Here is an 11,775-nt window from a genome sequence, read left to right as displayed (position 1 = left end):
ACACTTCTGTTTTTAAGTTTAGTTTCATTTTATCTTTAATCTTATTCTTTATCGCATATTTTTTCTGCTTTTTATTGTATAGCTTCTGCTTTTTTGCCATTTTTGTATAAAATGTAGGTCATGCAAAAAGAAAAATTACGTCTCATCAGAAAGCAGAAAGGCTACACCCAACAGCAGGTAGCTGACTTTATTGCAACGGATGTATCTAATTACAGCAGAAAAGAAAGCGGTGATGTAAGAATTGTAAAAGATGAATGGGACAAACTTGCCCGTTTTCTGGATGTGCCGTTTGAGGACATTTATGAAGAAGATGAACCTGCAGTAATTATCAATAATGATCATCCTGTATTTAATGACAGATCTTCTTCTGCGGGAATTATTACGAATCAAAATAATTATGATAATATTCCGGGGGCTATTATTGAAAACCTACAAAGCTATATTGCCCTATTAAAAGAAGAAAATGAAAGGCTGAAAGAAGAATTGAAAGGTCTACCGAGAGGAAGAAAGTAAGAAAGTTTGAAACTTTAAAAATATTGGTGTCACTCCTATTCAATTATGGAGTGACATTTTTTGTGATGTATAATATTGATGCAAGAGTTTTTTAACGCAAAAGGCATAGTAATTCGAATGTTTTTTATTTCAGGAGGCAAAGAGCTGCGACATTGTCGCTGATGAAGCTTTGAGTAATACATTCGCTTAGAAAGAATCAATGAAATGGATTCCGGCTTTGCTCTCTTAAAAATATTACGATATTCAGAGAAAACTTTGCGTGAAAAAGATTCTTTGAAATTCACAATTCATCCAGCGGATTCCAAAAGAGTTTTCTGAAATTTTTTATTCTAAGATTTTCCACAATGATTCCTTCAGCTTCCAGCTTAGGCTGAAATTCGGGGACAGATAATACTCCTGAGCTTGAAATCACTCGGTGTGCAGGAACATCTTTGGGACATCCTCCCATCGCTTTTCCTACATGTCTGGAATGATTAGGGTAACCAACAGCCTTTGCTATGGCGCCATATGTAGATACTCTTCCTTTGGGAATAAGTCTTGCCACTTCGTAGACCTGTTGTTTGAAAATTTCGTCCATATCTGTTTTCTATATTTTTGCATCATTTTTGAATTCTATCAAACTCGATGATGTTTCATTAAAAGATAAAGATATGAAAAAATCATTTTTCAGGCTGTTGAATACCGTTAATAGAAAAGTTCTTCCGAAACTGAGTAATAAAGATCCTAATCATCTGACTAAGATAGAAAAGGGAGTTCTGGCCTATCGATACTTTGTGCTGGTGAATTCTTTGGATTGATTTTATTTTCCCACGGATTGCACAGATGTTTGTAAAGAATTTTTGGAAAACGCAATCTAGCAAATAAAAAAGCGCTCCAAATGAATTGAAGCGCTGGTATTGTAATCTCTGGTGAGACTTTTATTCTTAAGCGTTTTCTAAGATATAAGAGAACATCAATGGTGCACAGATGGTTGCATCACTTTCAACGATAAATTTCGGTGTAGTAATATCCAGTTTACCCCAGGTGATTTTTTCATTTGGAACCGCTCCTGAATATGAACCGTAAGATGTTGTAGAATCAGAAATCTGGCAGAAATAAGACCAGAAAGGAATATCATGCATTTCCATATCCTGATATAGCATTGGAACTACACAAATAGGGAAATCTCCAGCGATACCTCCACCAATCTGGAAGAATCCAACTCCTTTTCCTCCTGAATTTTTAGTATACCAGTCTGCAAGGTAAGTCATATATTCGATCCCTGATTTCATGGTAGTGGCTTTAAGCTCGCCTTTGATACAGTAAGAAGCGAAGATGTTCCCCATTGTAGAATCTTCCCATCCTGGTACTACGATTGGCAGGTTGGCTTCTGCAGCAGCAATCATCCATGAGTTTTCTCTGGGAATTTCATAATACTGCTCCAATACTCCTGAAAGGATCATTTTGTACATAAATTCGTGAGGGAAGTATCTTTCTCCTTTAGCTTCTGCATCTTTCCAGATCTCCACGATATGTTTTTGTAATCTTCTGAAAGCTTCTTCTTCAGGGATACAGGTATCTGTAACTCTGTTCAGGCCTCTTTCCAAAAGATCCCACTCATCCTGAGCTGTTAAATCTCTATAATGAGGAACTCTTTCATAGTGAGAGTGTGCTACAAGATTCATTAAATCTTCTTCAAGGTTAGCCCCTGTACAAGAGATAAAATCCACTTTTCCCTGACGGATCATTTCAGCAAGAATCTTTCCTAATTCAGCAGTAGACATTGCTCCTGCCAAAGTAATCATCATTTTTCCGCCATCTTTAAGATGTGCAACATATCCTTTAGAAGCATCCACCAATGCAGCTGCGTTGAAGTGCAGGTAATACTTTTCTATGAATTCAGTTATCGGTTTGCTCATTTTTTTAATTTTTGCAAAGATAAAACTTAAAAACGGAATGAAGCTAAAGCACCTGAAGAAAGTGTGATAGAAGAGTATTTTTTATCATTTGTTAAATTCCAACGCTGTTTTGTAAAATATGCAAAGAGTTCCCAAACATAGCGCCTTAAAGCTTTTAACTTATAAAAAAACTTGTGCCATTTAATTTTTAAGATGGATTATATTAATAAAAAAGCGCAGCCCAAATAAGCCGCGCTTTCATTGTAATTCAACTTAATAATATTCAAAGAGATTTATCCTTCCCAGGCTTCCACTTTCAGGATCTCGATTTTCCTTTCTCCGTCTTTGAAAGGCCAGTTGATGATATCTCCTACTTTATACCCTACTACTGCAAGCGCAATCTCCGACAGTATGGAATGCTTATTCTTTTTTAGTTTTTCTTTGTTAGATGCCACAAAAATATACTCGTGTTCAAAATCTAAGGTATGGTCTTTTAATGTCACTTTTCTTTCAACCGTTACGATATCGGCAGGAAGATCTCTTCTCAACACTTGCTTTGCCTTTCTAAGCTCTTCAGTTAATCTCTTTTCTTCTCCGATGCTCACTTTTTTTCTTCTAAGTGTATCTTTTATAGCATCATAAATTCCGGTGGTTACAATAATATGATTAGACATTTTCTTCATTTTAAAAAAATTAAATGCAGTTATTCCCTGATGATCCAAAGTAGAATCCAGGCATATAACAGCCTTCTTCTCTGGAAAACTGCAAAAAGCGATAAATAAAATTCGTGATGATTCCCTGTCCTGGATCCTGACAGGGCTTAAATAATGAAGTCCTTAGAACTTTTCAGAAAAGAATCTGTATGAAGATAAAGTAAAGACAGCAGCAATCCTGACCGGCGGTGTTCTGCAGATAAAAAGATTGTTGCTGTCATTATCAATTATTATTAATTCTAACAAAGATACGGCTTAAAAACGAAATGTAGCGGCTGCACTTAAAGAAACTCTATGTAAACCTTCTTTTTGATCATCATCAAATTTATAGGTAACTCCGTTTATCTTCATTTTATTCAGAGTACCGCCGCTTAAACCTACTTTTGGCCCAATCAGAAAATTCTTGCTTACCTGATATTGATATCCAAAATCAACTTCTGCCCCGAACGTACTACCGGTACCTTTTACAGATCCTGTTTTTGTAGTATAAGATAGTACTCCCAGTGCGATATCTGCAAATACCTTATGTCTGGTAGACAGATGGTTATTTGAAATAAGTCCGGAGAAACCGAAAAATGTAATATTATCTTTTGTTGTTACAGGAACAGACACAGGCATTCCGTTGACATTTCCAAGTAAAAATCCGTCACTGGATGCACTGTAATTAGAATACTTCAGTCCAAACGCAAGACCGTTTTTCACTTCATAATGGGCAGCAATATCAAAGTTCAGTCCGTTTTTAAGACCTTTTACATATTGTTCTTCTTCCCTGCTAAGGCCGGAAATTGTTTTTGCTGTTCTCCATGCATATCCTACGGAAGGCCTGATAGAAAATTTCTGAGCGAAAGATAAAGTGGAGATTGAGAACACTCCAACTACGATTATTTTTTTTATCATGGTTTTAAAGTTTCCGACAAAAATAAAGTTTTTTATGGAAAAACTAATTAAAATCTGAAACGTCTGTTTTCTTTTTTGTCTGAAAGCTTTTTCTTGTTATCCAGCCTTTTTTGTTTCTGTCCTTTTGAAGGCTTGGTTACTGTTCTTTTTTTGGGAACAACAAGAGCTTTGTTTACCATTTCAAGTATTTTTTCAATGGCTTTATTTTTATTCATGAGCTGGGTTCTGCTTTCAGAAACCGTTAGGAATAAAAAACCGTCTGCATTGATCCTGTTTTTCAGTTTAAGCTGAATCAATACTTTTTCGTCTTCATTAAAAAACTCTGATACATCTACTTTCCAAAGTACGGTGACTGCAGTCTCCACTTTATTGACATTTTGTCCTCCTGCACCGCTGCTGCGGGAAGTTTTGAAACTGAGTTCTTTTGAAAAGTCTTTCATGGTTTTTAAGATTTTAAAATAATAGAATCAAAAGCTGAGACTATTGGTTTGAGTTTATATTTTTATACAATTCTAATCTATTTATTTTTCCATTGGGAGTTCTTGGAATTCCACTCACAAAAATAATTTCTTTAGGTCTGTGAAAATTTTTCTCAAATGATATTTCTGAAACTTTCTTTTTCACCTCATCAGATTCATCTCCTTCTATAATCAATATCAATTTCTGACCTAAACTTTCGTCAGGCAACCCCATAAATACAGCTTCGTTCGGGAGTTCTTTTTTTACCAGAGCTTCCAGGGTTTCCGGAAAAATTTTTGCGCCTCCGGAGTTAATTATATTATCAATCCTCCCAAGGAATTTAAACTCTTTATCATTTCTGATTTCAACTAAATCATTAGTTTGCAATTCTTCAGCATTTACATTGGGAGCAAAAATCTTCAGACAACCTCTGTCATCTAAAGAGATTTTTACATTTTCAAAAACGGTGAAATACTCTTCCTGTTCCGGCATCAATTGCTTTAAGCCAATATGGGAAAGGGTTTCAGACATTCCATAGGTTTCAAAAATACGATTTGAAGGACTAAGATTCATTTGCAGGATTTTACTTTTCAGACTTTCTGAGACGGCAGCACCACCAATGATCAGGTTTTTAATCAGATGAAGCTTTTCCAGAGAGTTTTCCACCTGAAGGGGTGTCATGGCACAAAAGTCTATTTCTCCATCTAGATTTTCCATCGGTTTTAAAGAAGGATCAGTAATTTTTAACTTCAGTTTTCTTTCTATGGAACGTACAATCATCATTTTCCCGGAGATATATTCCACAGGCAGGCAGAGTAATGCGGTATCCCCTTCTTTTAATCCCAGAAAATTACAGGTCATTACTGCGGAATTAACCATTTTCTTTTTTTCGATCTCAAAAATTTTCGGAACTCCGGTAGAGCCTGAAGTCTGGACCTTTACTACTGCATTTTCTGAAAACCATTCCTCCAGAAAGGTTTTCACTTTTTTTTCAAATTCGGTACCGAATGATAATTGATTAATATTGAGATTATTGAAGTCTATCAGCATGTTTTCTGTAAATAAATTCTACAGTAAATTTAAAAAAAAATTCAAAAATCTCTTGTATATAAAGAAAAAAGCTGTAAATTTGCACCACTAAAACAAACAGAGACTCATGGTGTAGCGGTAACACTACTGATTTTGGTTCAGTCATCTGGGGTTCGAATCCCTGTGAGTCTACAAACCATCCTTAAAAAGGATGGTTTTTGTTTTTTATTCTAAAATTAGTAAATCAAACACAAAAGTTGGGAAAAGAAAAAGTTTAGCTGATCTGAAAAGAAAAATGTTCCGTCTTTCACCTCTTCTGAACTAGATCGCAGGGGAAAGCGTTTTCTAGTTTAATAATCTATCTTTTAAATTAAGATTATAAAGTTGAAGTTTCATTTTCAGTAGGCAAAAAAGCTATAAAATGAAAAAAATAAGAGTGAAATTTCTTCCACTCTTATCTAATTTGATGATAATATTAGAGCAAGTATTAAACTTACTTATAAGGCTTTCCTTTACAATACCAATCATGTCTAATAATTGTATCTTTTTTATGAATGACAAGTTCTAGATTTCCCGCTCTCTTAATTATTGTATCTCCCTCTTCAACTTCGTCTAAGTCTACCATCCAATTATTATGTACCATAATACTAGTTTTTTTTTCAGTTTTTGGAACAGTTCCTCTAATCTTTATCCATACTTCATTTATATTTGATCCTTCCACAATTAAGTTGTACTCATTAAGATAGAAACCTTTTTTCACAGTATTACAATCAATTTCTCCACAAGAAAATAAACATAATAAAAACAAAAAAACAAATATTTTCATACTTTAATCGAATTGAGGCTTAAGGTAAATAGTTTTTTTAAACCAACTTTCATTTAATATAGTTATTTGAGTAAAGGAATACAATCATCATATTATTTATTTTTCAAGCTCATCAATTTCTTCCTGTATTGATTTGATTTTATCCCTTAATTCCTGACTTACTTTTCCCGGAATTTTTTTAACTTTTCTTAAGTCTAAAGCCAGCATAATGGAAGCTATTCCCATGAAGATGAAAGAAACACCTGTAAGGGTAACCAGTGAAATTCCTGTGAATACCGGATTGAATATCAGCAACAGGGAAAATATTATGCCTCCTACACTCGCCAAAGCTACATTTCCCCAACTCATTATCCTCATGCTTTTCAGGTCAAATGCAAAGCCCAGTAATTGAAAGGAACGAAACAGCAAAGTAAATCCGATTACAAACGGAAGTACCGTCATGGAAATCTGAGGGTTTGCAATTAGGTAAACTCCTATTGCTGTTGTTAATAATCCACTTACAAGAAACCAGCCCCAACCCTGTAACGATTTACTGTTTTGTAAGGAAAAGAATATTTCTGTTATTCCTGAAAATAAAAAGGAAACACTGAAAAAAATTGAGAGTGTAACATATGTTGCCAAAGGCACACTGAATACATAAAAACCACAGATAAGGAAAATAATCCCGAAGATTAATGGAATATACCAATGTTTTACGGTATTGGTAAGGGTTTGAAATAAATTGGCCATAGGTGTCTTTTTTGATAATGCCTACTTTTTGTAACGGTTTTCGGCTTCTCCGCAGGTATTGCAACCAGATTATATTTTTTTCACCTGAATTTGAAATATAACCTCTTACCAATATACAAAAAATAAGCGAAAATGGGAAGTACTCATCCAATGATTTTTATCTCTTCCTTATTTAGAAAGTCCATCAAAAGATCCTCAGAAAAAAAGGTGAAAATCATTTGATTTTCACCTTTCCAAAATATGTATAGATCTGTTTTATATTTTTATTTTGGTTTGTACAATTTATACATCACGAACAAAAAGCCAATCCATATCGGAATAAGAATTACCTGAATTTCCATTCCTGTAATGCTCATAAGCCCTAAGATCAGAACCAGAAATGCAATACAGATATAGTTGGATATAGGATAAAATATAGACGGGAATTTGGATTGAACTCCATCTGCATTTATTGATTTCTTAAACTTTAAATGCGTGTAACATATCATCAGCCAGTTAATGATCAATGTTGATACTACCAAAGCCATTAAATATTCAAATGCTTTTTCCGGAACTAATTTATTAATGATAATACAAATCCCTGCAAAGCATGATGAAATAATGATTGCGTTGGTAGGAACTGAGTTTTTATTCAGTTTTTTCAGGAATTTGGGAGCATTTCCCTGCTGAGCCAATCCGAAAAGCATTCTGCTGTTACTGTAAACACTACTGTTGTAAACAGACAAAGCGGCTGTCAAAACAATAAGGTTAAGAACATTCGCAATTAATGTATTGAACTGAATTACTTTACCAAAAAGACTGAATTCAAGTCCGTTCAGATTCTGGAATACCATTACAAAAGGGCTTGATCCTTCTGTAATATCTCTCCAGGGACTCAATGCAAATAAAATCACCAAAGCACCTACATAAAAAATAAGGATTCTGTAGATCACCTGATTGGTTGCCTGTGGAATAGTTTTTTCCGGGTTCTTGGCTTCTGCCGCTGTAATTCCGATAAGTTCAAGTCCTCCGAACGAGAACATAATCATCGCCATTGCTGCAAATAATCCTGAATATCCGTTTTCTGTTTTATTAAATAATCCTTTGGGAAAGAAACCTCCGTCATTCCAAAGGTTAGTGATGCTTGCTTTTTCTCCTCCTGTTCCACTTATTAAAAGATAGACTCCAAAAATAATCATCGCAATAATAGCTACTACTTTGATGATGGAAAACCAGAATTCTGTTTCTCCGTATACCTTTACAGAAGCCAGGTTAAGCGCATTGATTACCACAAAGAAGAATAAGCTGGAGACCCAGAGTGGTATTTCCGGCCACCAAAAATGAATGTAATGCCCGATAGCGGTAAGTTCCGCCATACTTACCAGAATATAGAGAATCCAGTAGTTCCATCCGGAAGCAAATCCCGGGAAATTTCCCCAATATTTATAGGCAAAGTAACTAAAACTTCCCGAAACAGGTTCCTGAACTACCATTTCACCCAGCTGACGCATAATAAAAAAGGCTATAATTCCTGCTAAAGCATACCCTAAGATTACAGAGGGTCCTGCCAGTACTGCTGCTGGCCCAATTCCCAGAAACAGCCCTGTTCCTATAGCTCCTCCAAGGGCAATTAATTGTATGTGTCGATTTGTTAATCCTCTAACTAAAGTCTCGTTTTGTCCTGTTTTATTTTCGTTGCTCATTGAATGAATTATTCGGTCGCTAAATATATAAAAACTTTTCAGAGAAATTCACATTGCATGGGGTAAATTGAGAATTCAGACTCATCCGCATCTTTTCTTTTTACTTCATTATAAATAAAGTTTAAATACAATTACAAAAACATTCTTAATAAGTGTAGTTAAGATTGTATTTTACCCTATCAATACTAAATAATTCACCTCCTTCTATATCAAAAGAATGACCTCTTTCTATTTTTGAAAGAGGTCATTCCTTTATAAATTATCTAAGAAAGGTCTATAAAAATTCTTTCGGAATTGAAATATCATTTTTTTTCATGTATTCCAAAAGGTTTTGGTATTTATCTTCATATCCATCAGTTCCGCACTTATGCGAAATACTACAGATATCAGATGGCTTGATGTCTAAAATATCGGATATTTTAGTCAGTATTTCCAGGTTGATCTTCACCTTGGAATTCTCAATATCGGAATATGCCTTTTGGGAAATCCCCATTTCAAAAGCCATGTATTCCTGCGTAAGATCTCTGCTCCTACGTATTTTCCTGATATTTTGTCCACATACTTTCATCGTTTTCGTTTTAGTAGTTTTCGGTATATTTTAGAAGATTATCTATTAGCCTCTAACAAAGTTAATAAATACCTTTGGCAAAACATTACACACGTTACATGATATTTATTTTCAATAGAGAAAAGGCTTAAAAATACGTCTTTTTTCAGAGAAAATATCACTTCGGTAAACACTATTGGAATTTATGGAGACGCAAAAATTTAATTATGACAATAATATTGTCAGAGCATTCCTTTATGCGACTATCGCATTCGGACTTGTAGGATTTCTGCTGGGGCTTACAGCTGCATTGATGCTTTTTTATCCTGAACTGCCTGAATTTTTATTCGGTACAGATGATACAACTATTAAAAGCTTAGCTTCGGGTAATATTCAGGGACTGATCAATACTCAAGGTGCCATGGGCTTCGGAAGAATCAGAATGCTTCATACCAGTGCTGTCATTTTTGCTTTTGTATGTAATTCCTTTTTCTGCGGTGCTTATTACAGTATGCAGAGGCTTCTTAAAACCAGAATGTACAGTGACACTCTTTCATGGATTCACTTCTGGTCTTGGCAGCTGATGATCGTTAGTGTAGTCATCACTTTCCTTATGGGAATCAATACTTCTAAAGAATATGCCGAACATGAATGGCCAATCGATATCTTAATTGCATTCTCATGGATCATTTTCGGAATCAATATGTTCGGAACTATTGCTAAGAGAAGAGTGAGACACCTTTATGTAGCAATCTGGTTCTATCTGGCAACCTGGATTGCTGTAGCTATGCTTCACATCTTCAATAATCTTGAAGTTCCGTTATCTTTCACAAGCTGGAAATCCTATTCTGTATATGCAGGGGTAAAAGATGCATTAGTACAATGGTGGTATGGGCACAATGCGGTAGCATTCGTATTAACAACCCCTGTATTAGGTCTTATGTATTACTTTATGCCAAAAGCAGCTCAGCGGCCGGTATTCTCATACAAACTATCCATTATTCACTTCTGGTCGCTGATCTTTGTATACCTTTGGGCCGGCCCTCACCATCTGCAATATACAGCTTTACCGGCGTGGGCACAGGCAGTAGGAACAGGATTCTCTATCATGCTTATTGCCCCATCATGGGGAGGGATGCTGAATGGTCTTCTTACCTTAAGAGGTGCATGGGATAAAGTAAGAGAAAATCCTATTCTTAAGTTTTTCGTAGTTGCTGTCACATGTTATGGTATGGCTACATTCGAAGGACCTTTATTAGCAACAAAATCATTAAATAAAATTGGACATTATACCGACTGGGTAATCGGGCACGTACACATTGGTGCGCTCGGATGGAATGGTTTCATGGCATTCGGAATTGTTTATTACCTGGTACCGATTATGTGGAGAACATCCCTTTGGTCTAAAAAACTGGCCAACTGGCACTTCTGGCTGGGAACATTAGGAATTATTTTCTATGCAGTACCCATGTATATTTCAGGATTCACACAGGGGTTAATGTGGAAACAGTTCAACCCGGACGGAACCTTATTATGGAAAAACTGGCTGGATACTGTAACAGCTGTCATTCCTTACTATAAAATGAGATTCTTAGGAGGACTGTTCTATCTTTCAGGAGCTATCCTAATGGTTGTAAATGTTATTAAAACTATTAAAGCTGGTTCATTCCAGAAAGAAGTTCCGGCAGAGGCTCCTGCGTTAGCCAATATCGGTAGTTCAAGAAAAGAAGGCGAAGGCATACACCTTTGGTTGGAAAGAACACCTACTCTCCTTTCTGTATTAGCTTTCATCACTATAGCAATCGGTGGATTGGTGGAAATTGTTCCTACGTTGTCACTGAAGCAAAGTGTTCCAACAATTACTGCGGTAAAACCATATACGCCATTGGAGCTGGAAGGCAGAGATCTTTATATCCGTGAAGGATGTAACTCATGCCACTCACAAATGATCAGACCTTTCCGAGATGAAGTGGTAAGATTTGAAGGGAAAAACGGACAGTATTCCAAAGCAGGAGAGTTTATCTATGACAGACCTTTCTTATGGGGTTCTAAAAGAACAGGGCCGGATCTTCAAAGAGAAGGAGGAAGAAACCCGGATTCATGGCACTTCAAACACATGTATAACCCAAGAATTACTTCTGCAGGTTCTATTATGCCTCGTTTCCCATGGTTAATCAGCAATAAACTGGACAGAACACAAATGGTGGATAAAATGAAACTGATGAAAAATGCCTTCGGTGTTCCTTATACAAAAGCTCAGATAGATTCTGCCAACCAGTGGGCAGACAACCAGTCCAAAGCAATTGTACAGAGAATTTATTCTGAAGCAACAGATGTAAAAGATCAGATGGGCAAAGAAAAAACAGCAAAAGGATCTGCTTATGTACCCCTTGAACAAAGAGAAATTGTAGCGATGATTGCTTACCTGCAAAGATTAGGTACAGACATTAAAACAACACAGGTACAGACTGCAAGCGTAGAGTAACATTTAAAATTAAACTGC

13 protein-coding genes and 1 tRNA gene are annotated in these 11,775 nt (G+C 35.7%); 4 read left to right on the top strand and 10 right to left on the bottom strand.

Annotation, left to right across the window (positions count from 1 at the left end; genetic code table 11):
• The first annotated feature begins 120 nt into the window (after window positions 1-120).
• Window positions 121-513, top strand: coding sequence for a helix-turn-helix transcriptional regulator (locus C8D70_RS16090; protein WP_076595785.1), 393 nt, complete (start codon window positions 121-123; stop codon window positions 511-513).
• Between the two features lie 280 nt (window positions 514-793).
• On the opposite strand, the gene C8D70_RS16085 is transcribed toward C8D70_RS16090, so the two are convergent.
• Window positions 794-1,090 (bottom strand): MGMT family protein, encoded by a 297-nt coding sequence (locus tag C8D70_RS16085; RefSeq protein WP_076597759.1) that lies wholly within the window; start codon window positions 1,088-1,090, stop codon window positions 794-796.
• 73 nt (window positions 1,091-1,163) lie between these two features.
• On the opposite strand from C8D70_RS16085, the gene C8D70_RS20885 reads away from it, so the two are divergent.
• Complete coding sequence (locus C8D70_RS20885) at window positions 1,164-1,310, top strand: hypothetical protein (RefSeq protein WP_181416147.1); 147 nt, start codon at window positions 1,164-1,166, stop codon at window positions 1,308-1,310.
• A gap of 126 nt (window positions 1,311-1,436) precedes the next feature.
• On the opposite strand, the gene C8D70_RS16075 is transcribed toward C8D70_RS20885, so the two are convergent.
• The 5 genes from C8D70_RS16075 to C8D70_RS16055 all read right to left on the bottom strand — a co-directional run bounded on the left by C8D70_RS16075 (window position 1,437) and on the right by C8D70_RS16055 (window position 5,509).
• Complete coding sequence (locus C8D70_RS16075; protein ID WP_047097747.1) at window positions 1,437-2,411, bottom strand: deoxyhypusine synthase family protein; 975 nt, start codon at window positions 2,409-2,411, stop codon at window positions 1,437-1,439.
• Between the two features lie 272 nt (window positions 2,412-2,683).
• Window positions 2,684-3,064, bottom strand: coding sequence for a GreA/GreB family elongation factor (locus C8D70_RS16070; RefSeq protein WP_076597757.1), 381 nt, complete (start codon window positions 3,062-3,064; stop codon window positions 2,684-2,686).
• A gap of 294 nt (window positions 3,065-3,358) precedes the next feature.
• The gene (locus C8D70_RS16065) at window positions 3,359-4,000 is read right to left on the bottom strand and encodes a hypothetical protein (RefSeq protein WP_110367989.1); all 642 of its coding nucleotides are present in this window, start codon (window positions 3,998-4,000) and stop codon (window positions 3,359-3,361) included.
• 47 nt (window positions 4,001-4,047) lie between these two features.
• The gene (arfB, locus tag C8D70_RS16060; protein WP_110367988.1) at window positions 4,048-4,440 is read right to left on the bottom strand and encodes an alternative ribosome rescue aminoacyl-tRNA hydrolase ArfB; all 393 of its coding nucleotides are present in this window, start codon (window positions 4,438-4,440) and stop codon (window positions 4,048-4,050) included.
• A 40-nt stretch (window positions 4,441-4,480) separates the two neighbouring features.
• Window positions 4,481-5,509, bottom strand: coding sequence for an AMP-binding protein (locus tag C8D70_RS16055; RefSeq protein ID WP_110367987.1), 1,029 nt, complete (start codon window positions 5,507-5,509; stop codon window positions 4,481-4,483).
• A gap of 100 nt (window positions 5,510-5,609) precedes the next feature.
• On the opposite strand from C8D70_RS16055, the gene C8D70_RS16050 reads away from it, so the two are divergent.
• Window positions 5,610-5,680 (top strand) — tRNA-Gln (locus C8D70_RS16050).
• A 301-nt stretch (window positions 5,681-5,981) separates the two neighbouring features.
• On the opposite strand, the gene C8D70_RS16045 is transcribed toward C8D70_RS16050, so the two are convergent.
• The 4 genes from C8D70_RS16045 to C8D70_RS16030 form a co-directional block, all read right to left on the bottom strand.
• A complete protein-coding gene (locus C8D70_RS16045) occupies window positions 5,982-6,314 on the bottom strand; it encodes a hypothetical protein (protein ID WP_110367986.1) in 333 nt (110 codons plus the stop codon).
• Window positions 6,315-6,410: 96 nt separating this feature from the next.
• Entirely contained in the window at window positions 6,411-7,043 is a 633-nt protein-coding gene (locus C8D70_RS16040; protein ID WP_110367985.1) for an HdeD family acid-resistance protein, read from the bottom strand.
• A gap of 263 nt (window positions 7,044-7,306) precedes the next feature.
• On the bottom strand, window positions 7,307-8,725 hold the full coding sequence (locus tag C8D70_RS16035; RefSeq protein ID WP_110367984.1) for an amino acid permease: 1,419 nt from the start codon (window positions 8,723-8,725) through the stop codon (window positions 7,307-7,309).
• Window positions 8,726-8,999: 274 nt separating this feature from the next.
• Window positions 9,000-9,293, bottom strand: a complete 294-nt coding sequence (locus C8D70_RS16030) for a helix-turn-helix domain-containing protein (RefSeq protein ID WP_047435138.1) — start codon at window positions 9,291-9,293, stop codon at window positions 9,000-9,002.
• Between the two features lie 184 nt (window positions 9,294-9,477).
• Here C8D70_RS16030 and ccoN point away from each other — a divergent pair, with 184 nt between their 5' ends.
• Window positions 9,478-11,757 carry a cytochrome-c oxidase, cbb3-type subunit I gene (gene ccoN, locus C8D70_RS16025; RefSeq protein WP_076597761.1) on the top strand — a complete coding sequence of 760 codons (2,280 nt, stop codon included), beginning with the start codon at window positions 9,478-9,480 and terminating at the stop codon, window positions 11,755-11,757.
• Window positions 11,758-11,775: the final 18 nt, after the last annotated feature.

The organism is Chryseobacterium sp. CBTAP 102, assembly GCF_003201365.1.
Classification (GTDB): domain Bacteria; phylum Bacteroidota; class Bacteroidia; order Flavobacteriales; family Weeksellaceae; genus Chryseobacterium; species Chryseobacterium candidae.
Note: the sequence above shows the minus strand (reverse complement) of the source record. Positions and strands in the feature narration are given on the sequence as shown.